This is a genomic window from Rhodobacteraceae bacterium Araon29, assembly GCA_039640505.1.
GTDB lineage: Bacteria > Pseudomonadota > Alphaproteobacteria > Rhodobacterales > Rhodobacteraceae > CABZJG01.
The window spans coordinates 1,937,325-1,960,700 of sequence record CP046865.1; the positions used below are offsets into that span (position 1 = coordinate 1,937,325).

Genomic DNA, 23,376 nt, shown 5'->3' on the forward strand with positions numbered 1-23,376 from the left:
TGCGGATCGCTCTTTTATTGGCTGTCCCAGACATCGCATTGTGGATGCCATCACTGTTGTATTGACAGTAAATCATAGACACTTATCACATTAGCAAGGGAAAAGATCTTTGCGATCAAAGGAGACCTGACTAATGTGGCAATTCTGGGTAGATCGTGGCGGTACCTTTACCGATATTGTAGGCCGCGCGCCCGAGGGCACATTGCACTCGCATAAGCTTTTATCGGAAAACCCCGAGCAGTATAAAGATGCCGCGGTTCAAGGCATTAGAGAACTCTTAAAACTTGCCTCTGGTGATCCGATCCCGAAGCATTCGATCTCGGCAGTCAAAATGGGCACCACGGTCGCCACCAATGCTTTGCTTGAGCGCAAGGGCGAGCGAACGCTCTTATTGATCACGCAGGGGCTTGGGGATTTATTGCGCATTGGCTATCAAAACCGGCCAAAGCTGTTTGATCTTAATATCAAGCTGCCGGAACAGCTTTATGAACGTGCTGTTGAAGTCCCCGAGCGGGTAACAGCGCAAGGTGAGGTGATCACCCCTCTGGATGAGAACGCCGTGCGAAATAGCCTCCGCGATGCCTATGCCAGCGGTTTTCGATCGGTCGCCGTAGCTTTGATGCACAGTTACAGATTTCATAATCATGAGCTAAAAATTGGTGAAATTGCACGCCAAGAAGGCTTTACTCAGATTTCCCTTAGCCACCAGACCAGCCCCTTGATAAAACTAGTCGGGCGTGGGGACACCACAGTTGTCGACGCCTATCTCTCCCCGATCCTGCGCCGCTATGTTCAGCAGGTCAGCGATGCGCTCGGCGACGGGCTTCAGTCCGGCGGCGCCTTGATGTTCATGCAATCCAATGGCGGGTTGACCGATGCGGGACTGTTTCAGGGCAAAGACGCCATATTATCCGGCCCTGCGGGCGGCGTTGTAGGCATGGTCAAAAGCGCACAGGCCGCTGGCTTTGACAAGCTTATCGGGTTCGACATGGGCGGTACATCCACAGATGTGTGCCATTTTGCAGGCGACTATGAGCGGTCCTTTGAAACCGAAGTGGCCGGGGTGCGGATGCGGGCCCCGATGATGAGTATTCATACCGTGGCAGCGGGTGGCGGATCTATTTTAAGCTTTGCAAATGGCCGCATGCAGGTTGGCCCGCACAGCGCCGGGGCAAACCCCGGCCCCGCCTGTTACCGCCGCGGCGGACCGCTAACCGTGACGGATTGCAATGTGCTTTTGGGTAAATTGCAGCCGGATCAATTTCCCCATGTCTTTGGCCCGAATGCCGATCAACCGCTCGACCCAAAAGTCGTTCGCGATCTGTTTGAGAAGTTATCCAAACAAATCGCCGCAGAAACCGGTCAGGCGCAAAAATCGGCCGAAGACCTGGCCGAAGGCTTTTTGCGCATTGCGGTCGAAAACATGGCCAACGCGATTAAAAAGATTTCGGTTCAGCGCGGCTATGATGTCACGCAATATACTTTGAACTGTTTTGGCGGCGCAGGCGGGCAGCATGCCTGCCAAGTGGCCGATGTTCTTGGGATAAAAAGCATCTTTATTCACCCCTATGCCGGGGTGCTGTCGGCCTTTGGAATGGGTCTGGCCGATATAAGATCCATGCGCGAGCATCAATTTGCAGAAGATATTTCTCAAACTGCCCAAGCTGAAGAAATTTTCACCAAGCTCGAGGCAACAACCCGGCAAGAAGTGCTTGATCAGGGCATTATGCCCGATCACATCACACTGTCGCGCATTGCCCATATTCGCACCGCTGGTTCACAGCAAACCTTAGAGGTGGCGTTTGGCTCTGAGCAAAAGATGCGGTCCGATTTTGACGCAGCTCATCTAAAACGGTTTGGCTTTATCCCTAAATATCAACAGCTTATTATTGATCTCTTAAGCTCGGAAGCAATCGGGGCCACAGGAGAGGCAGCTTCAGCTTCGGTGGAAAGCAGCCCCAAAGCCGCCGCTGATAAAGTCACGGAGCTCTATGAAAATGGCGCAGGAAGCACGGTGGCGCTCATTGACCGCGCCAGCTTGCAAAAAGGACAAAAACTCACGGGGCCAGCGGTTATCTTTGAAGACACCGGCACCAATGTGATTGATCGGGGCTGGCAGGCAGAAACTATAGACGGCGGAAATTTGGTTCTAAGACGTATCGAGCCGATAATGCGGGCCGAGGCCATTGGCACCTCGGTCGATCCGGTCATGCTTGAGGTGTTTAATAATCTTTTTATGTCTACTGCCGAGCAAATGGGGGCCACTTTGGCCAATACGGCCTATTCGGTAAACATCAAAGAGCGGCTCGACTTTTCCTGCGCAATTTTTGGCCCTGAGGGGGATCTGGTGGCCAATGCGCCACATGTGCCCGTACATCTTGGCTCGATGAGTGAAAGTGTGCGCCGCATTTTGCAGCAAAATGAGGGGAAAATCCGACCCGGGGATGTGTTCATGATGAACAATCCGTTCAATGGCGGCACCCATTTGCCAGATGTCACAGTCATCACTCCGGTTTTTGATGACTGCGAAACGGATATTATTTTTCTGGTTGCCTCGCGCGGGCATCATGCGGATATCGGCGGCAAAACCCCCGGCTCTGCGCCACCCGACAGCCAGCATATTGAAGAAGAAGGCGTGCTGATTGATAATTTTTTATTGGTAAGCAAAGGTGTGTTTCAAGAGAGTGAAACCCGCGATCTATTGGCCTCAGCGCGGTATCCTTGTCGCAATATCGATCAAAATATGGCCGATCTGGGCGCACAAATTGCCGCCAATGCCACCGGCGCAGAGGGGCTGCGCAAAACCGTAGATCATTTTGGACTGGATGTGGTGCACGCCTATATGGGCCATGTTCAGGACAATGCCGAAGAAAGCGTGCGCCGGGTGCTTGATGTGCTTAAAGATTGCTCATTTCGCTATCCTTTGGACAGCGGCGCCGAAATAGCCGTAAAAATCGAAGTGGATAAATCTGCGCGCAAAGCGGTGATTGATTTTACCGGCACGTCGCCGCAGGACCGGCAGAATTACAATGCGCCGCGCTCGATTTGCCGCGCTGTGGTGTTATATGTCTTTCGCACTCTTGTTGGCGCCGATATTCCGATGAATGAAGGCTGTCTGAAGCCGCTTGATATTCGCATCCCAGACGGATCAATGATCAACCCCCGCTATCCCGCTGCCGTGATATCCGGCAACACCGAAGTAAGCCAAGCGATCGCGGATACGCTTTACGGCGCTTTGGGCGTGATTGCCGGCTCGCAGGGCACAATGAACAACTTTGTCTATGGCAATGAACGCTATCAAAACTATGAAACCATTGGCGGCGGCACTGGCGCCGGTCCTGACTTTTGCGGCGCCAGCGCTGTGCACAGCCATATGACCAACACCCGAATGACAGATCCCGAGGTTCTGGAAAGCCGCTTTCCGGTGCGGGTTGATGAATTTTCCATTCGCCATGGTTCAGGCGGCCAAGGGGCCTATAGCGGCGGCGATGGCATCACCCGCAAGTTGGCCTTCTTAGAGCCGATGACAGTGACTGTTTTATCGTCTCACCGTGTAACTGAGCCCACTGGATCCATGGGCGGCGGTGCAGGAAAATGCGGAGAAAACATGATCGCGCGGCAAGATGGGGCATTAGAAAAGCTGCAGGGCAATGATGCAGCACAGATGAGCGCGGGGGATGTGTTTATCATGCACACACCTGGCGGGGGTGGGTATTTTGCGCAAATATAACACGTCCTGAAGCAGTGAGCGGCATTTGAGTATTTGAGCAAAAGAAAAATTGGAACTTTTGTAAAAAGGCTATCCGCAATGGCTATAAGCCATCTGATAGCATAAAACTAAGGTGGCTTTCCTACCGTAGCATTCGATATATTGCACATTCTGCCAGTGAAAAATGATCTTTTCCGACAGAGGATGTCGGTCTACGGCTTGCGAAATGCACGCATGTTACGGAAGTTGAAAGGCAAGGAAAGCGAGGCTTTGATGAAAACCACCACCCAAGTCGCAGTTATTGGCGGCGGCGTTGTCGGCTGCAGTGTGTTGTACCATCTGACCAAACTGGGATGGTCCGATGTGTTGTTAATCGAGCGCTCGGACTTAACCTCGGGCTCTACATGGCACGCGGCGGGCGGGTTTCACACGCTAAATGGCGATACCAATATGGCAGCGCTGCAGGGGTATACCATCAAGCTTTATAAAGAATTGGAAGACATCACCGGCATGTCCTGCGGTTTGCACCATGTGGGCGGCATTACACTTGCCGATAACCAAGACCGGTTCGACATGCTTTTGGCCGAGCGGGCGAAACATCGCTATATGGGGTTGGAGACCGAAATTGTCGGTCCTGAGCAAATACGTGAAATTGCCCCCATCACCAATACCGATGGCATTATCGGGGCGCTTTATGATCCGCTTGACGGTCATCTGGATCCGTCGGGCACCACCCATGCCTATGCCAAAGCGGCCCGTATGGGCGGCGCAGATATCATCACCCACACCAAAGTGACAGCCACCGAGCAGCGCGCCGATGGCAGCTGGGATATCACCACCGATAAGGGCTGCATTCATGCAGAGCATGTGGTCAATGCCGCTGGACTTTGGGCACGCGAAGTGGGGGCGATGGCCGGTCTATATTTTCCTCTGCACCCGATGGAGCATCAATATATTGTCACCGACGATGTGCCGCAAATATATGAGCGAGATCAAGAGCACCCGCATGTTATGGACCCTGCGGGCGAAAGCTATTTACGTCAGGAAGGGCGCGGATTGTGCATTGGGTTTTATGAACAAGCCTGCAAACCCTGGGCCGTTGATGGAACGCCTTGGAATTTTGGCCATGAGCTTTTGCCGGATGACTTTGACAAGATTAACGACAGTATCGAGTTTGCCTATCGCCGCTTTCCAGTGCTTCAAAGCGCCGGTGTAAAATCGGTTATTCATGGACCTTTCACCTTTGCGCCGGATGGTAATCCTCTGGTTGGACCGGTGCCCGGGGTGCGCAATTACTGGGCCGCTTGCGGGGTAATGGCGGGCTTTAGCCAGGGCGGCGGTGTGGGGCTTATGTTGGCCCAATGGATGATCGAAGGAGAACCAGAGCGCAATACTATGGCCATGGATGTTGCACGCTTTGGCGATTGGATCAGCCCCGGCTATACGCTTCCCAAGGTTATCGAAAACTACCAAAAACGATTCTCTGTGAGTTATCCGAACGAAGAACTGCCTGCGGCGCGGCCGCTGCGGACCACACCGATGTACGACATCTTTGATGCGATGGGGGCGGTTTGGGGCGCGCAGTACGGGCTTGAGGTTGTAAATTATTTTGCCCAAGACGATGAGCCGCGTTTTGAAACGCCCTCTTTTCGCCGCTCAAACGCCTTTGAGGCCACACGGCGCGAGGTTCGGGCTGTGCGCGACACTGTCGGGATCAATGAAACCCATAATTTTGGCAAATATAAAGTCACCGGAGACGGGGCACGAAGTTGGCTAAATCGTATTATGGCAGGCCGGATTCCAAAACCGGGAAGAATGAGCTTAACGCCGATGCTGTCACCTAAGGGGCGGCTGATAGGCGATTTTACCGTGTCTTGTCTGTCTGAAAACGAGTTTTTCCTGATCGCAAGTTATGGCAGTCAAAACTATCATATGCGTTGGTTTATCAGTAATTTATGTGGGGAAGTTGAGGTTGAAAATATCTCGGATGAACGGACTGGATTTCAGATTGCCGGCCCCAAAGCGCAGGCGCTTTTAAAGGCTGCGGCAGGCTCGGATATCTCGGACATCAAGTTTATGGATGTTCGTAAGATTGTTGTTGGGATGATCCCTTGTTTGGTGCAACGTGTCAGTTATACCGGTGATCTTGGCTATGAAATTTACTGTCAGGCCTCTGAGCAGCGGCAGCTTTGGCACAGTTTGTGGTCCAAAGGGCAAGCCTTTGGGCTTAAACCCTTTGGCATGCGGGCCATGATGAGCCTTCGGCTAGATCGGTTCTTTGGGTCATGGTTATCCGAATATTCCCCCGACTACACCCCGGCGGAAACCGGCCTTGACCGCTTTATATCATGGTCAAAACCCATTGAATTTATTGGGAAAGAGGCTGCACTTGAAGAAAGGAAAAATGGCTCAGCTCGGAGGCTTGTGGCCTTTGAGGTGATGGCGAATGATGCAGATGTTGTTGCCTATGAGCCGGTCTGGATGGAGGGGGCTGTGGTAGGGTTTTGCACATCAGGCGGCTATTCGCATTATGCGGGTAAATCAATTGCGCTGGCGCTTATTCCTGCCGAACGGGTAACGCCCGGACTCACGGCCGAGATTGAAATTCTTGGCCAGAAGTGCGCCGCTCAATTGCTGGATAGCCCTTTGCTGAAGGTTTGAGCCGAGTAAATTATCGCTCTCTGTCCTAGCTTTAGATTGCTTTGGGTCAGGTTTGCAAAAAAATGTTTTGTTAAATGGATCGATAGCTGTATTCTTGGCTATGGTTCAAATTGGCATTTTAATCTTGGCAGCGGGCAAATCATCCCGGATGCGCGGCGATGACAAGCTGACTCATAAAATTGATGGGGTTGAACAAATCAAGCGCATTGCCCTTTCAGCATGTGCAACCGGCTGTGTTGTTGCGATAACATTGCCGGATGCAGCCCATCCACGAGCGAGTTATCTACTTGATCTTGATTTGCAGATAGTATCAGTTCCCGAAGCGCATTTGGGCATGGGGAGATCAATTGCAGCGGGGATTTCGCTGCTTGCCTCAAAAGATTTAGATGGGGTAATGATTGTGCCCGCAGATATGCCTGAGATAACACAAATTGACTTCGGCACTGTGATGAAAGCGTTTTTTAAAGCGCCGCACTTAATTGTTCAGGCCTGCACAGCAAAAGGTCAACCTGGGCATCCGGTCATATTTCCAAAATCCGTATTTCATAATCTTCAGAGGCTCTCGGGTGATCGCGGAGCACAGGCAATCATTCAGGCAAATAAGCATTTACAACAGCTCGTCAAACTGCCGCATCTTAATGCAACCACAGATCTTGATACGCCCGAGGAATGGCAGGAATGGCTGTCAGAACCTAAGTGAGGTTTTGATGTTTGTAATAATTTTTAAACCTACATGCATTCCTGAGCTATTTTTCCGATTTCATCAGTGCCGCACTTAGTTTGATCCATAAATCCCAAGCGCGCGGTTGGTGCGAGAAAACTTCTGTTTTGCGCGGGTGCCACTCATAACTGGGCGGCTGATGGCAATTGGATTGGGTTCCTCTACCGCCAAAAGTGCATTTTGTGCTGCCGTTAAAATAGTGCTGCAGGCATCTGAAGGCATAAAACTTGATGAGGACCAAATGCCGTTTGCCAGAATAATTTCATGGTTTTCGAATAGAACGGCAAATATAGAGCCCTGGTTCGTTTGATACCGCACACCAGCCCGATCTTGAATCAGATCTTCGGCGCGAACCAGATATTCGCAAAAACCGGTTGCAGCGGGCGTATCCAAGACTAGCAAAAGTTGCTCAGCCGGCATATATATGTCTTCCATCGGAAGGTTGCAGCCTAGGGCACCTTTCCGAATTAGGACCGTTTTAAATCCTCTGTTTGCTGGACGATCAGGGCATCGCAATAAACCTGCCAAAGGTTGATATCCATGATCGCGGGTCAAAATAGGTGTACCAACGGATAATTGTGAAACCGGAGCCAACCCGTGTTTTGTCGCTATCATGCTCTCGTCACAAAACCCACAGTGATAACCCTGCGAATACGAGTGCTCTTCTGCAGCAAACTGAGTGCTAAAATCTAAAACAATAGGAACCGCCGTCGAACTAACCCGATCCCATGAAGTATTTCGGTCAAAATGTTGTTCCGACATAAATATTAGTCCCAACCAAATCCCTAAATCGCGCTTTGGCACTTTTAACAACTACCAATTACCAATCACGAAACTTCCAACCAGACTGATAAAATAATTGGCTGGAATTTAACTAAAGCTTTTAATAAAAGTGCCCGCCCCCGTGAACACGCCATCAACCTAATCCTTACGAATACTAATATATATACTTTAGGATATTTTTGTCAAAAGTGAGGCGATCGAGAAACTCAATAACATATCATAAAGATATTCATTTTTATGTATTATATTCATTATGTTAAGTGAACTTATTTATCTAAATTTTAGGTAAGAGAAAAAATTTATTTTTAAAAATAGAATGCGCCCGACAAAAAAAACAAAACTAAAACGTCCATGAGATCATCATTGTATCTAGGGTGGCAACAGACAGCCTCTGCCGCTTCCATATATGCGAATCACCTACCCACTATTTGGAACTACAATAAATTTGTTGTATCAAGAATTCTTTGGTGAAAGCAGCGTCAGCCATAAGTGGCTGTGAAAAACAGTTTTGGTCAGCTTCAAATATATCCACCGCAAGAGCGGTTTAGGATCGGCTAAGTTTTGCAGGTTTTAATTGTCCAAAGTTTGGTTGATTGAAAATCTGTTGAAAGCACTATAGGAACAGACCCAAAGCGTTCCCGGTGCAGGCATAACAACTCAATGCGTAAAAAATTGTTCACGCCCAAAGATATTGCCAATATGCGCTGGTTCTGGAGCGATTACCTAAAGCAAAAAACCGGCTGGCTGTTTGTGATTTTCTTGATGATTGTTCTTCAGGGGGTCGTTCTTCAACAATTTCTGGCCATCACTGAAACCGGCCTAAGGGTGATTTTTACCCAAGGCGATCTGCGCGATCTGTTTGAGGTTTGCGCGTTAATCTTTGGCATCTTTGCTGTGCGGGCTGCTACGTCCTATTTCATTCCCAGCCTCTCGGCACGGCTTGCCGGCGAAGCCATTTTTCAAATGCGATCAGATTTAATCACCCGCGTACTCTATTTCGATCAGAAGTTTTTTGACAGCACACATTCCACAGACCTTATCCTGCGCTTGGTCAATCAGGTTCAGGATCTTGGTCTATTTGTAGGACAGGCCACCGTGAATGCCCTACGGGATTTCGTGATTATCGTGATTGTATCGGGCTATTTAATTTACAAATCGCCCCTGCTGTTCTGTTCGGCCTTGGTGGCATTGCCGGTTATTTTCTTGATGATGCATTTCGTTTCCGCGCGCATCAAGGTTATCCGGCGTAATTTTGAATCCGTTCTGGGCCGCTACATGAGCAATATTGACGAGATGGCCGGCGGCATGCGGACGATCAAAATGGCGCGTCAGGAAAAGCCGGAAATTAACCGTATGGTAGAGGCCTCTTCGGGGATTAAATCGCTGTTTGTCAAACTGCAGCAAAGCGAAGCCCTGATGTTGCCATCTATCGATCTGTCTTCGGCCGTGGTCTATATGCTTGTGGTGGGCGGCGGCGGATATATGGCGCTATCGGACCAGTTTGATATCGATGGCGCATCGATTATTTCCTTTTTGCTCGGACTGGTGATTATTTTTGATCCGGCTAGGTTATTGGCGCAATTTTTTGCCAAACTGCAAGCCAGCCTGATCCTGCTTGATAGTATCCGCAGCTTAATGCTGACCGAGCGAGAAGTCAGTGACCGCGACGATGCCAAAGTCTTTGACGCCAAAGATATCGAGATTAAAATCGCCAGTGGGCGCTTTGGCTACACCCCCTCTGAAGCGCTGTTCAACGATTTGAATCTAACATTCAAAGCGGGGCAAAAAACCGCCATTGTTGGCGCCACAGGATCAGGTAAAACAACAGTTCTAAGCCTTATCACACGGCTTTATGAACTTACATCTGGCAAAGTTTTGTTCAATGGTCACGATATCAAAGATTTCACTCTTCGCTCTGTTCGCGACAAGTTTTCTATCGTTGCGCAGGATGTGGTTATTTTTGATAAAAGCATTAAAGATAACATTCGCTATGCTGATCCAGACGCCAGCGATGAGGCGGTACTAAAAGCTGCGCAACTGGCGCGCATTGATGATTTGATGCTTTCTCGCGGGGATGCCTCGGTGGGGCCAAAAGGAAATTTGCTGTCTGGCGGCCAAAAACAGCGGATTGCCATCGCCAGAGCGTTTTTAAAACCAGCCCCTGTTTTATTGCTGGATGAAGCCACCTCGGCGTTGGATGCCATCACCGAAGAAAGTGTTAATTTGGCATTTCAAGAATTGCAGCACGGGAAAACCACTATTGTGGTGGCTCATAAACTATCCGGTATTCAGGATGCAGACCATATTTATGTGCTCGACAGTGGACGGGTGATCGAAGCGGGCACGCATGCGCATTTGATTTCGGAAAACGGGCTTTACGCCAGCATGTGCATGGCACAAAGCAAACCCAAAGAAAGCCTGCAATCTCGTTGATTTTTGTGCGGTGCAGCTAGCCGTTAAATTTTCGCAGCGCCAAAACCGCGTTTAGCCCGCCAAAGGCAAAAGCATTACTGAGGGTCGCTTCGACATTCACTTCGCGGGCTTGATTGGGAACCACATCAAGCGCACATTCCGGATCAGGTTCTTCATAGCCGATGGTGGGGGCTATCACCCCGTCCCGCACCGCCATAATACAGGCTAGCAATTCAACTGCGCCAGTGCCGCCGATCAGATGGCCATGCATGGATTTGGTTGAACTGATCATCAACTGGTCGGCATGGCGGCCAAAAACCCCTGCAACAGCAGCGCATTCGGTTTTATCATTCGCCGAAGTGCCGGTGCCATGGGCGTTGATATAGGTCACATCCTCAGGTGCCAGCCGCGCATCACTGAGTGCGCCCGCAATGGCGCGCCCTGCCCCTTGTTTTGAAGGCATCACAATATCAGAGGCATCTGACGACATCGCAAAACCGGCCACCTCAGCCTGAATGTCCGCGCCGCGCGCCTTGGCGTGCTCTAGCTCTTCAAACACAAAGACCGCTGCGCCCTCGCCCTGCACCATTCCGTTTCTGTTGGCTGAAAACGGCCGGCAGGCATCATGGCTCATCACACGAAGTCCTTCCCAAGCTTTAACACCACCAAAGCACAGCATAGACTCCGAGCCCCCCGCGAGCATGGTTGGCGCCATGCCCGAGCGCACCATTTGAAACGCCTGTGCCATCGCATGGTTTGAGCTTGCGCAGGCTGTGGACACCGTGAAGCTGGGGCCTTTCAGGTTGTATTCTATTGAAATATGACTGGCCGCCGCATTGTTCATCAATTTGGGCACAACAAAGGGATGCACGCGGTTTTTGCCCTCTTCGTAGACCGCGCGGTAATTATCATCCCATGTGCTGACACCCCCGCCTGCGGTGCCCAAGACCACGCCGGATTTTGCGGCAAGCTCACCCGCAAAGCTTAGACCCGCCTGCCCCAAAGCTTCTTTGGTGGCCAGCAGGGCAAATTGGGTAAAGCGATCGTAAAGCGTCATTTGCTGGCGATTAAACCCCTGCTCAGCTTTGAAATCGCGCACCTGACCACCGATTTTAATCGCCAGCCGGTCTACATCGCGAAAGTCCAGAGGTCCAATACCGCAACGCCCTTCGCGCATCGCTTCTTCGGTCTGCGCTACGTTCTGGCCAAGAGCATTTATGGTGCCTGCCCCAGTGATGACAACCCGTTTCACGATTGCTGGGCCACCAATGCGCTAATACCGGCGATGATACTATCAACGCTTGAGATATCAAAATCACTCTCACTGGGATTATTGGCATTGAAGGGCACCTGAATATCAAAGGCTTCCTCAATTGCGAAAATACTTTCGACCAACCCTAAACTGTCAATTCCCAAGCTTTCCAAGGTACTGTCCAGCGTTACGTCCGCAGGGTCGAGCACCGCTTGCTCAGCAATAATATCAATTACTTTGTTTTGAACGCTCATTGCACTTCTTCCCTTATCGACTTGCAAGGCTAAAATTAGTTTTTCCCTGTTGGCTTGAAAACTGCTTTTTGCAACTTTGCCACTTCGCGAAATAATCTCGGAAGACGGCGTAAAGCTTTGTAGGTTTCTAAATGCTGATCCATCTTTATGGCAGGATAGCCAAGCATAACACGGCCTGCCGGAACATTGGACAGTACTTTTGTCGCACCACCTGTGATTACATGATCACCGACAAAGACATTATCGCTAATACCTGTTTGCCCACCTAAAACAACATGATTACCAATCCGCGCCGAGCCGGCAATACCAACCTGCGCACAAATAAGACAATCATTGCCGATCTGCACATTATGCCCGATCTGGGAGAGGTTATCGCATTTGACCCCATTGCCGATCACCGTATCGCGTACTGTGCCGCTGTCAACGCAGCTATTGGCACCAAGTTCCACATCATTGCCAATCCTGACACTGCCCAAAGAATGGATGCGAGACCAGCTTTGAGCGCTAAGCTCACCGCGCTCTTCACCCAAGCTGCTGCGCACATGCTCAACTGCAGATACTTCTGGCGTAACAAAAGAAAACCCATCTCCGCCTACCACCACGCCAGGCTGGGCAATAAATCGATCACCGATCGTCACCCTCGCACCGATTTTAACCGCTTCGCGCAGTTTGGCATCCCTGCCTAATTTTGCTCCGCTTCCGATGTAGCACTGCGCACTTATTTGGGCATTATCGCCAATCACAGCCTCTTTCCCGATATAACAGAAAGGTCCAATTGCCACATCTTGGCCCAAAGTTGCGCTGTTTTCGATCACTGCAGTTGGATGAATGCCGTTTTGCGCGGATTGCCCCGGATCCATCATTTCTGATAGCCCTGATAAGGAAAAGCGCGGCCGTGGGGCAACTATCGCAGCGCGAAGCCCCATCGCTTGCCAATCAGCACCAGGCCAAAGCATGGCGACTTGCGCTTGTCCTTTGGGCAAATCAGCGGCGTATTTTGCATCCATCGCCAAAGCAATATCGTTAGCTTTGGCTTGGGAGGGTTCGGCCACGCCAGAGACAATAATATCGCCATCGCCAAAAACTTTAGCGCCTAGAGCTTTGCCAATCTGTTTAACCTGATAGTCCATCACCATTCCCATATTGGGCTATGGATTACCCTTGATTTGAGGTTATGACCACCCCTGCTTTTTGCAAAGCGGCAAATATCTGGGCATCGCGCCCATATATATCGCGGCGAAAACCGATCCGTCCGTTAGGCGCGGTTACCGCAGTGCGATAAATGATATGAACCGGAACCGGCTGCCGCAAGAATATTATATTCTCTTGGCCTAGATCCAATGCGGTCTGGAACCTTTTTTTCGGCGTACTGGTTTGCCGCGCCAAGAGCGCATAGGCAAAATCAAATGGTTGGTGCAGCCGTATACAGCCGTGGGAAAACGCACGTTCATCCCTAGAAAAAAGCGCTTTTTGCGGTGTGTCATGCAAATAAATATTATGCGGGTTGGGAAACATAAATTTAACCAGCCCAAGAGCATTACTATGCGATGGCTTCTGTTTCAAATCATATGGAAAATCTTCCGGAGTATAATCATTAAAGTTAACCTCAAAACGATCTACTTCTTCGCCTTCTGGGCTGATTAACGTCAACTCGCTTAACGCAAATGGATCCAATTGCAGTTCGGGCAAATATTCCCCTACGGTGATCGAACGCGGTACATTCCATGTCGGATTGACAACCATATGTTCCATCCGATCCGAAAATTCAGGGCTTCGGCGCTTTTCATCATTGGCCCCAATCACGGAACGCGTTTCAAAAACCACGACACCATCGTCTAAAATTTTGGCCGAAAAATCAGTGAGGTTTACTTGAATTTGTCGTGCGCTCTTTGGCAGATCGAGCCAGTTTTCACCATTGTTCCATCGTTCACGTTCCATAGCCACGCTGATGGCTTTTAAACGATCTTTTACAGAAACGTTTAACTCAGCCAATGTCATTGGCCCTGCCACGCCATCAGGGGATAGGCCATGATCTTTTTGAAATCGCTGCACTGCGCTGCGCAAGATTTTTCCATACCGATCAGACAGAGTGTTTTCCATATACCCCTGCTCTATCAAACGGTTTCTCAACGCCACGACCGCCGGACCACGTTCACCCGGGCGCAATTGTTCTTCGATTAACTGTGGACCCCATCCACCTGTTTTAAGCACAGCAAGAAAATCCTGACGTGCCGCCAATAGATTGCGGTAATTGTCTGTTTGCGGCGACAAAAGCGCAAAAAACTGTTCAGCACCTGTCGATAAAAGCGGGTTCAAATAAGCCGCGTCATCAAGATAATTGACCTTACGAAAAATATTTTCGTCGACTTTTTTAGGAACCACCAAACCAGTATGAACATCAGCAGAATATCGCAGAAAGGACAGCGTCATCTGACCCTCTAGCACACCCAAATCATATTGTGATTTTGCAGTGCGACTAAGCGCCAGCAACCTATTAAGGCCATATTTATATTTTGGAAGCCCATGGGTATCAGCAGTCTCAAGGGCCTGAATAAGGGCGTTACGCCGCGCCTGAGCTGAGGGGCTTGGGTTGACCCAAATTGGTGTGAAATTACGACTTTGATAAAAGGAAAGTGCTGTTTCGCGACTTTCAAGCGTTTTGGCAAGAGCAAGCCGAAAACCAATATTTTCTGCTGCGGACCCTGTCGAGAACAGTGTTGAAAACATGAAAAACGCAACACTTAAAAACAGTAAGAAGCGTGCCGTGTAAAAAGTTGATTTGCCGATCATAAAGTGGATCATGATTTAACGCCCTAAAGGTCAATTGAGTGACTTCTAATCTATGCTAAAGACTTACTCATTTGTCCAATCACATTCAAGATAGCGAACCGCTTTTGCTATCTTTGTTTGAGGGTGCTGAGCTCAGCGAAGATATTTAAACAAGCAGGATAATGCGCAAATCAACTCTCAAACCTTGTGGCGTTTATTTTTGACTTGGTTGAACAGGGTTTTTATGCAATAAGCCTTGCTATCTGGGGAGATACAAGCGACCTGTACCCATGCCAATGGGCGCAGATAAGAAAAGACAACGCGTGATGGTTGAAACATCTAATAAAATGATAACCCGGCGTGGTTTGCTCGGAGCGTTCGCCGCGACGGCACTTGTCGCGGCACCAGTATATTCACGCGCAGCCGGCTATGTGAAAGGCGCAGGTGATTGCCGCTTTATCAACATTTACTCGCGGCGCAGCGGTGAAGATTGCAAAGCTGTTTACTGGATTGACGGCGAGTATTTTAAAGAAGCTGTTGATGAGATAAGCATGATCATGCGTGACTGGCGGCGCAATGAGATCAAAGATATCGACCTTCGGACCATTGACATTATGGCGGCTACCCATCGTCTTTTGGACACCAGTGAACCGTTTCAACTTCTATCAGGATATCGCAGCGCCAAAACCAATGCGATGCTACGGCGTCGGTCACGGTCGGTGGCGAAGAAATCGCTGCACATTACGGGCCAAGCGGCCGACTTACGGCTTTCATCACGTTCAGTCCGTCAACTGGCGCGCGCTGCGCGCTCCTGCCAAGCCGGCGGCGTAGGCAGCTATTCGCGCTCGCGCTTTGTACACTTGGATTGCGGACCGGTCCGCACTTGGGGTCGCTGAACAGCGATAAGATCAAGTTTCACGTCTGCCCTTTATGGGCCCCCTGCCTTATAGCCTCAGAAAGCTTACGCAGCGATCCGGCAATGCGGCGCCATGTGATCGACGAAGACTTCACGCAATGTGCTTTGCACCACTAGGTCAATTTGCCCAAAGTTATCAATCACTGGCTCTAAACTTGTAGCATCGGTAATTTTGAGGTCATTCACCAACCAAGAGACATCTTTAAGGCCTGAGAATTTCTCAACCGCCAGCGCCGCTGCACAAAGTAAAGTCCGCGCATCGCGGCTTTCAATTTCTTCGGCCAAAGACAGGCCCTGATCAATACGGTCATCCATAAAACAGGCAAATACCGCATCGGCTTTACGCTTGTCGCCGTTGGTCTGCCCTTGCGGAACCGGATCATATTCAAGCGCCAAGAGCGTCAGGTCACAGCCCTTTTTCGTACCACCCGTTTTAAGCAGCGCCTCGCCGTATTGCTGCAAAATTCGCGGGTCGTTGGGCACCATATCATAGGCTTTTTTACCATGCTCAACAGCCAGCTTTAGCTTTCCGGTTCCGCTGTAAACGGCAGAGAGCAGGCGGTGACATTCAAAATCATTTGCATCTATCTTGACCGCCGTATCTAGAAGCTTGCTAAATTCGGGTACCAGTTCTTCGAAAGAGCGTTGAATAAAGCCCCGCGCCATGCCCTGGCCAAGGGTGCAGGCCTTCCAGGCATAGGCCTGTGCATTGTTTGGATCCGCTGCAATTGCAGCATCAAACATTTCGAGCGCCAACTTATTAGAGGCACTTTCAAACTGGTGGTGCATTTCCTTGCCTTTGAGCAAAAACTCATAGGAACTCATATTTTCGGTTGGCTTACGTTTGGCCCGCTGCAGGCTCACCAGCTCAATTTCGCCCAATATTTCTTGGGTTACGCTTCGCACAATTTCATCTTGCACTTCAAAAATATCATCAATGCTGCGATCAAACCGTTTGCTCCACAAAATCTCGTTGGCATCGGTTTCAATCAGCGAAACAGTCACCCGTACTTTATTGCCCGATGACCGCACAGATCCCTGAATCATGTAATTGACTTTGAACTGTTTGATAAAATCGTCCAAATCATCATCACTACCGGCAAAATTAACACTGGACTGGCGCGACACGATCGACAATTGCCGCACCATAGACAATTCGGTTAGGATATCTTCGTAAATACCATCGATCAAAAACGAGCTGTCCTCGTTCGCATTCATGTTTTTAAACGGCAACACCGACAAGATGGGCTTGATATCACGTTTAATGTCTTCCTTTTCCTCTTCAACCTCGGCAACTTCTTCTGCCGCCGCTGTCTGATTGGTGGAAATCGTAAAGACTTCAAATTCGCTAGAAATATTTTTGAGCTTTTTAGTACCAGCAGCGCGGGATATGGCTTCTATCCGGGAAGCCACCTGTTCATTAATCAAGCGCGACACTAAAATTTGACCTGGGGTACATTGGGCCTCTAAGCGAGCCGCAATATTAACACCGTTGCCATAAACATTTTCTTTCTCAACGATCACATCGTCACAATGAATACCCACGCGCCAAACAAGCTTTGTATCCTCTACCTTACCCTGATCTTGGGCTTCGATGCCCTTGTTTCTTTCGGAAATCGCCTCTTGAAAATTAATTGCACAGTTTACCGATTCAACAGGGCTGGCAAATTCAGCCAGTACAGAATCTCCTGCTGTATGGAAAATTCGGCCACCATGTTTGGCAATAAACGCATCAATGATTTCCCGGCATGCGTTTAAGCTTTCCAAGGTTTGTTCTTCGTTTTCAAGCATATGCTTGCTAAATCCAACGCAATCCGTGGCTAAAATGGTTGCAAATTTTCTATTAACGGACCGCAATTTGGTTCTCCAATTAGATAATGTTCTAAGCACTGAACAGAAGCTGGTTTATAAAGCTTAAAATATATCATTGAATTCTATCAGCAATTCAAATCATACCCTGCCACCCCTTTGCCCAATGCCCATACCAAATGGGCAGATAGACAGACAAAAGTATTGGCAGAGAGAAAATGGCCTGCGTTACAAAGGCTCTATATCACCGGCAGCGCGCACCGCATGGAAGCTTTGCTCGAACTCCGCAAATTTCTGCATTGCAATAGCATCTCGCATGGATTGCATAAGCTCTTGAAAATAGTGCAAGTTATGCCAAGTGAGCAACATACCAGAGATCATTTCCTGAGCCCGAAACACGTGATGTAAATAGGCCCGAGAATATCCGGTGCAGGCCGGACAGCTGCAATTTTCATCAAGCGGCCTTGGATCGTTTTGGTGGCGGGCGTTTTTAATATTGATCACACCGCGGCGGGTAAACACTTGTCCTGTGCGGCCGGACCGCGACGGCAAAACGCAATCCATCATATCAATGCCGCGCTTGACTGCCCCGACGATATCATCGGGCTTGCCAACGCCCATCAAATACCGCGGTTTATCACTGGGTAGCATATCGGGTGCATATTCAAGCACTTTAAACATCGTCTCTTGGCCTTCGCCCACCGCAAGGCCGCCCACCGCATAGCCGTCAAATCCGATGCTTTTTAAGGCTTCCGCACTTTCTGCTCGCTGGTCTTGATAAATGCTACCTTGTTGAATGCCAAACAGCGCATGGCCCGGGCGGTCACCAAAGCCATCGCGCGATCTCTTGGCCCAACGCATGGACAATTGCATGCTTTGCAATGAAGTATCAGGATCGGCAGGAAACGGTGTGCATTCGTCAAAGGCCATCACGATGTCGCTGCCCAGCAAGCGTTGAATTTCCATTGAACGCTCAGGTGATAAAACGTGCTGTGATCCATCGATGTGCGATTTAAAGGTCACACCACTTTCGGTCATTTTACGCAATCCGGACAGCGACATAACCTGAAATCCGCCACTATCGGTGAGAATCGGGCGATCCCAATTCATAAACTTGTGCAAGCCCCCCAAAGCGTCAATGCGCTCTGCCCCCGGGCGCAGCATCAAATGATATGTATTGCCAAGCAAAACATCCGCGCCTGTCGCCCCTACGCTTTCCGGCAGCATGGCTTTTACCGTTGCCGCAGTGCCCACCGGCATAAAGGCCGGTGTTCTAATATCACCACGCGGGGTCGAGATGAGACCGCTGCGCGCTTTGCCATCAGTGGCATTGAGGGAAAAGGAAAAATTTTTACTCATGAGGCCGTCTATTGCCGTATCACACCGCAAAAGCCAAGCCCAATAGCAACCGAAATCGATGCCTTGTAAGGGGCATTTTTCGCACCTGCGCAATACTGCCGTGAAACTGACGCAATACCGACAAGGAAAATCAGCTTATTCTGTGCAGAAATCACCAGTAACAGCATCACCTAATCTCACCAAAAAAAGGGCTAAATCCCCATTACTTGGGCTATCAAATAGATACTTTAAATTTGGCATTGGAAAATACCGCACACGAAAAAACCCGCCCTGATAGGGGCGGGTTTATCAAACTTACACGCGATGCGTTTCAGCTGTTGGTTAGGCCTCTTCTTCGAGCGCCTCAACAGCTTTTTGCAAATCGTCCTTGCTAACTTCTTTTTCTTCGACCTGTGCCAGCTCAAACATGTAATCCACCACTTTGTCTTCAAAAATCGGAGCCCTGAGCTGTTGCTGCATTTGTTGATTTTTCTGCACGAATTCAAAGAATTCACGTTCTTGACCGGGGTATTGACGCGCCTGCGCCATCACAGCTTGGTTGATTTCAGCTTCGCTGACCTCAACCTTGGCCTGTTGGCCCAATTCCGCCAGCAACAGCCCAAGACGTACACGGCGCATTGCCAATGTTGTGTGCTCTTCTGTGGTCTCGATCTCTGGGTGATCATGGCCTTCGACATCCGGATTGTCTTCATGCCACAATTGATGCGAAATCTGCTTGGCTTCGGCATCGACCAATGAGGGTGGAAGCTCAAAGCTAACAAGGGTGTCTAGTTGATCCAGCAACCCGCGTTTCATCACCGCCCGCGCCGCACCAACATATTCGGCTTCAAGCCGTTCGCTGACTTGCGCTTTGAGAGCATTTAAATCTTCAGCGCCAAATTTTGTCGCCATTTCATCGTTCAATTCTGCAGGGGCAGGTTCTTTTACGGCTTTGATTTTACATTCAAAAACGGCAGCTTTACCGGCCAGATTCTCGGCGCCATAATCAGCCGGAAAGGCCACTTCGACGGATTTGTCTTCATCGGCTTTGGCGCCGATAAGTTGATCTTCAAAACCCGGGATGAAGCTGTTTGAGCCTAGCACCAGAGGATAGTCTTCGGCAGATCCACCTTCAAATGCTTCGCCGTCAACCTTGCCCAGAAAATCAAACACAACCTGATCGCCCGATTTGGCTTTGGAGCCCTTGCGGCGGTCTTTGAAATTTGGTGAGGTTTCAGCCAGCTTTTCCAGCGCTTCGTCAACGGCAGCGTCATCGGCTTTGGTAACAAGCTTTTCCAAATTGATAGATTTAAGGTCAACTTCAGGGATCGTGGGCAGCGCTTCATACGTCAGATCGACATGCACGTCATCGCCCTCTTTCCAATCTTCATTGGTCATCTTAACATCCGGCTGCAACGCCGGCCGTTCACCACTTTCTTCAAAGTGCTGGTTCATCGCACCGTCGATACTTTCTTGCATTGCTTCACCAAGAAGGCGTTGACCGAATTGTTTTTTAAGCAAGCTCATCGGCACTTTGCCTTTGCGAAACCCTTTCATTTCGACTTCAGGCTGAGCTTTCACCAGCTTTTCGTTTACTTTTGCGTCAAGCTCGCTGGCGCTAACGATGATAGAGTAGCCACGCTTTAAGCCTTCATTCAAGGTTTCGTTGACCTGCATATCCTGTGCGTCCTTTTTTACATTTTGGTGCGGGTGGAGGGACTTGAACCCCCACGCCTTGCGGCGCCAGAACCTAAATCTGGTGCGTCTACCAATTCCGCCACACCCGCTAAAAATATTATCAAGCCGCAATAGTGCTGCCCAATCTTTCGACGCTCTCTAGCAAATGATTCTAGCAGATGCGAGAGTAAAAATGCAGCTAAAGCTAAGATAAATGATGTTTAAAATCGCCAAACAATAATGCAATCATCAATTAACAATGCAGAATTGTGCAAAGTTTATGCTAAATCCATTCATACGCATCAGCTCATAGATTTATTTATTGCCTAATTTTTAGGCATTCCGCCCACTTTTGGTTCAATAGATGATTTGAAGCTCACTAAAAGCCACCTCAACCCAATAGGTATATTGTTAGATATGGACCACTATGTTGAGTGCAAAAAGTATCTAAGAACCGGAGGTCTTAATGAAAAAAATAGAGGCTATAATAAAACCTTTTAAGCTCGATGAAGTGAAAGAGTCCCTACAAGACATTGGTGTTCAGGGTCTGAGCGTCATTGAAGTTAAGGGGTTTGGGCGGCAAAAGGGCCATACGGAACTATATCGTGGCGCTGAATATGTGGTTGATTTTTTGCCAAAAGTGAAAATCGAGGTAGTTCTTGATGATGATCAAGTAGATGACGCGATCAAAGCCATCGTAGAGTCCGCAAAAACTGACAAAATTGGCGATGGAAAGATTTTCGTTAGCTCAGTCGAACAAGCCCTCCGCATTAGAACCGGTGAATCTGGTTCCGACGCCCTTTAAACAAACTCACTAAAAAGGAATAACTGAGATGAGTACACAAGCAGTTCTCAAGACTATTGCAGATGAAGATATCGAATATGTAGATATTCGCTTCACTGACCCGCGGGGAAAGCTGCAGCACGTTACTGTGATGGCGGATCAAGTTGATTCTGACTTTATTGACGAAGGCTTTATGTTTGACGGATCTTCAATTGCCGGTTGGAAGTCAATTGAAGCTTCGGATATGAAATTGATGATCGACACTGAAAGCGCGTATGTTGATCCTTTCTACGCAGAAAAAACCTTGTGCGTACATTGTTCGGTGGTAGAGCCAGATACAGGCGAAGCATATGAACGCGACCCACGCGGAACAGCACAAAAAGCCGAAGCTTACTTAAAATCGTCCGGCATCGGAGATACGGCTTTCTTTGGCCCTGAAGCCGAGTTTTTCCTTTTTGACGATGTTCGCTTCTCGAACTCAATCAACAAGGTTTCATACGAAGTTGATGCACTTGATGCGTCATGGAATACTGACACCGAGTATGAAATGGGTAACACCGGCCACAGACCTGGAGTCAAGGGTGGTTATTTTCCAGTTAACCCAATTGATGATGGTCAGGATATCCGCTCAGAAATGCTTTCGACCATGAAGCGTCTGGGCATGAAAGTGGATAAACACCACCATGAGGTCGCCTCTTGCCAGCATGAGTTGGGACTAATTTTTGATAGCTTGACCAAACAAGCCGACGAACTGCAAAAATATAAGTATGTCATCCATAACGTCGCGCAAGCTTATGGCAAATCAGCAACATTTATGCCCAAACCTATTGCGGGTGACAACGGCACAGGGATGCACTGCAATATGTCAATCTGGAAAGATGGCAAACCACTTTTTGCAGGCGATCAATACGCAGACCTTAGCAACGAAGCGCTTTGGTTCATTGGCGGCATTCTAAAGCATGCAAAGTCTCTGAACGCGTTCACCAACCCATCCACCAATAGCTACAAACGCCTTATCCCTGGGTTTGAAGCCCCGGTTTTGCGCGCGTATTCAGCACGTAACAGATCAGGATGCGTGCGTATTCCATGGACTGAATCGCCAAAAGCAAAGCGGGTTGAGGCACGTTTCCCAGATCCTTCTGCAAACCCTTATTTGTGCTTTGCTGCCTTGTTGATGGCCGGTCTTGATGGTATCAAAAACAAGATTGATCCTGGTGAGGCCATGGATAAAAATCTGTATGACCTGCCAGCGGAACAACTAGCAGATATTCCGACTGTTTGTGGGTCACTGCGCGAAGCCACTGAAGAATTGCAGGCGGATCACGACTTCTTGCTGGCTGGTGATGTCTTCACAAAAGATCAAATTGATGGATACATCGAGTTGAAAATGGAAGAAATTGAAACTTATGAACATACTCCACACCCTGTGGAATTTGGCATGTACTATAGCTGCTAATTTAAAGTTCATTTCAGGAGAAGGCGCTCGTAATTGGGCGCCTTTTTTAATTGTAATCACCATTTTGAAACAAACCCACTAACCAATCCTAAACCACCATTAAAATATGGGTATGTATTGAAAAAATGACAGAATTCGACCGCGGGAGCCTAAAAAGAACCTGCCTTTCTGAACGCAAGAACCGTCGATCAGTTCCTTTCAAAATCGGTCTTCGATTTGCGGTTTTTCTTGGTTGGAATAAATTTGGTGTGTCATAATAAAGCTCATTAAATCGCCACAATGGCTTTTGCGGCTTGATACCGTCAAACAAGCGCTGAACACGGCGAGTTACATCTTTATCATAGGATTGAATTGGCCCGTGAATGATCGATAAAGGTCGCAAAAATTGTTCTTCTAGGCTCCAACTAGATGGAAAACATAAAATTGCGCCTTTCAAAACATGCTCATCTTTATGTTTTTGTAAAATGCAAAAGTCACATTGCACTAAATTACCAATTGTTGACAAAGGTTCCGAATAGTCCAAGGAAACCACACGGCCATCCGGGCACTTCACAATCTCTTTGGTAATATTAAATCCATGAAGCAACGGAAGAAAATTCAGAACAGTTTCTAATAACTCTTGCGCCGCTCCAAAGGCCAATGGGTCAAGCCGCGTGACGTCCTTTGTGCGATATTTAATCAATCTTTCTCGCTCTGCCATTTGTAAAGCATAGGCGCTGTCGATGATGATTAGATTCTTCGGATCAAGCGGTGCCACCGCTGGCAATGACCTTTTGGGGTTCAACCTGTATGGCAAACTGTCTTGTAAAATCTCTGTCATGGTCAAAGAATTCTA

General features: G+C 48.9%; 16 protein-coding genes and 1 tRNA gene. 7 read left to right on the forward strand and 10 right to left on the reverse strand.

The window, feature by feature from the left end:
- The first annotated feature begins 133 nt into the window (after positions 1-133).
- The 3 genes from GN278_09370 (at position 134) to GN278_09380 (ending at position 7,070) form a co-directional block, all read left to right on the forward strand.
- Positions 134-3,730: a 5-oxoprolinase gene (locus GN278_09370; protein XAT60925.1), complete on the forward strand. Its 3,597-nt coding sequence runs from the start codon at positions 134-136 to the stop codon at positions 3,728-3,730.
- Positions 3,731-3,982: 252 nt separating this feature from the next.
- A complete protein-coding gene (locus GN278_09375; protein ID XAT62617.1) occupies positions 3,983-6,370 on the forward strand; it encodes an FAD-dependent oxidoreductase in 2,388 nt (795 codons plus the stop codon).
- Positions 6,371-6,470: 100 nt separating this feature from the next.
- Positions 6,471-7,070: an NTP transferase domain-containing protein gene (locus GN278_09380; protein XAT62618.1), complete on the forward strand. Its 600-nt coding sequence runs from the start codon at positions 6,471-6,473 to the stop codon at positions 7,068-7,070.
- 75 nt (positions 7,071-7,145) lie between these two features.
- On the opposite strand, the gene GN278_09385 is transcribed toward GN278_09380, so the two are convergent.
- Positions 7,146-7,853: a hypothetical protein gene (locus GN278_09385; GenBank protein ID XAT60926.1), complete on the reverse strand. Its 708-nt coding sequence runs from the start codon at positions 7,851-7,853 to the stop codon at positions 7,146-7,148.
- 681 nt (positions 7,854-8,534) lie between these two features.
- Here GN278_09385 and GN278_09390 point away from each other — a divergent pair.
- Positions 8,535-10,307, forward strand: a complete 1,773-nt coding sequence (locus GN278_09390) for an ATP-binding cassette domain-containing protein (protein ID XAT60927.1) — start codon at positions 8,535-8,537, stop codon at positions 10,305-10,307.
- A 16-nt stretch (positions 10,308-10,323) separates the two neighbouring features.
- On the opposite strand, the gene GN278_09395 is transcribed toward GN278_09390, so the two are convergent.
- From GN278_09395 to GN278_09410, 4 genes are read right to left on the reverse strand one after another with little or no spacing between them, the layout of a single operon-like run.
- A complete protein-coding gene (locus tag GN278_09395) occupies positions 10,324-11,538 on the reverse strand; it encodes a beta-ketoacyl-ACP synthase II (protein XAT60928.1) in 1,215 nt (404 codons plus the stop codon).
- Positions 11,535-11,792, reverse strand: a complete 258-nt coding sequence (locus tag GN278_09400; protein ID XAT60929.1) for an acyl carrier protein — start codon at positions 11,790-11,792, stop codon at positions 11,535-11,537. Before GN278_09400 ends, GN278_09395 begins: the two co-directional genes overlap by 4 nt.
- A 35-nt stretch (positions 11,793-11,827) precedes the next feature.
- Complete coding sequence (gene lpxD / locus GN278_09405; GenBank protein ID XAT60930.1) at positions 11,828-12,922, reverse strand: UDP-3-O-(3-hydroxymyristoyl)glucosamine N-acyltransferase; 1,095 nt, start codon at positions 12,920-12,922, stop codon at positions 11,828-11,830.
- A gap of 25 nt (positions 12,923-12,947) precedes the next feature.
- Positions 12,948-14,582: a L,D-transpeptidase family protein gene (locus GN278_09410; protein ID XAT62619.1), complete on the reverse strand. Its 1,635-nt coding sequence runs from the start codon at positions 14,580-14,582 to the stop codon at positions 12,948-12,950.
- Between the two features lie 305 nt (positions 14,583-14,887).
- On the opposite strand from GN278_09410, the gene GN278_09415 reads away from it, so the two are divergent.
- Entirely contained in the window at positions 14,888-15,457 is a 570-nt protein-coding gene (locus GN278_09415; GenBank protein XAT60931.1) for a DUF882 domain-containing protein, read from the forward strand.
- 65 nt (positions 15,458-15,522) lie between these two features.
- On the opposite strand, the gene GN278_09420 is transcribed toward GN278_09415, so the two are convergent.
- From GN278_09420 to GN278_09435, 4 genes are all read right to left on the reverse strand, one after another.
- The gene (locus GN278_09420; protein ID XAT60932.1) at positions 15,523-17,334 is read right to left on the reverse strand and encodes an adenylate/guanylate cyclase domain-containing protein; all 1,812 of its coding nucleotides are present in this window, start codon (positions 17,332-17,334) and stop codon (positions 15,523-15,525) included.
- Positions 17,335-17,514: 180 nt separating this feature from the next.
- Positions 17,515-18,645 carry a tRNA guanosine(34) transglycosylase Tgt gene (gene tgt, locus GN278_09425; GenBank protein XAT60933.1) on the reverse strand — a complete coding sequence of 377 codons (1,131 nt, stop codon included), beginning with the start codon at positions 18,643-18,645 and terminating at the stop codon, positions 17,515-17,517.
- Positions 18,646-18,966: 321 nt separating this feature from the next.
- A complete protein-coding gene (locus GN278_09430) occupies positions 18,967-20,301 on the reverse strand; it encodes a trigger factor (GenBank protein XAT60934.1) in 1,335 nt (444 codons plus the stop codon).
- Positions 20,302-20,326: 25 nt separating this feature from the next.
- Positions 20,327-20,411, reverse strand: a tRNA-Leu gene (locus GN278_09435).
- 356 nt (positions 20,412-20,767) lie between these two features.
- Between GN278_09435 and GN278_09440 the strand changes: the two genes are divergently transcribed.
- Together GN278_09440 and glnA are read left to right on the forward strand one after the other, a co-directional pair.
- The gene (locus tag GN278_09440) at positions 20,768-21,106 is read left to right on the forward strand and encodes a P-II family nitrogen regulator (protein XAT60935.1); all 339 of its coding nucleotides are present in this window, start codon (positions 20,768-20,770) and stop codon (positions 21,104-21,106) included.
- 28 nt (positions 21,107-21,134) lie between these two features.
- The gene (glnA, locus tag GN278_09445) at positions 21,135-22,541 is read left to right on the forward strand and encodes a type I glutamate--ammonia ligase (protein ID XAT60936.1); all 1,407 of its coding nucleotides are present in this window, start codon (positions 21,135-21,137) and stop codon (positions 22,539-22,541) included.
- 88 nt (positions 22,542-22,629) lie between these two features.
- On the opposite strand, the gene GN278_09450 is transcribed toward glnA, so the two are convergent.
- Entirely contained in the window at positions 22,630-23,361 is a 732-nt protein-coding gene (locus GN278_09450; GenBank protein ID XAT60937.1) for a DUF3445 domain-containing protein, read from the reverse strand.
- Between the last annotated feature and the right edge of the window lie 15 nt (positions 23,362-23,376).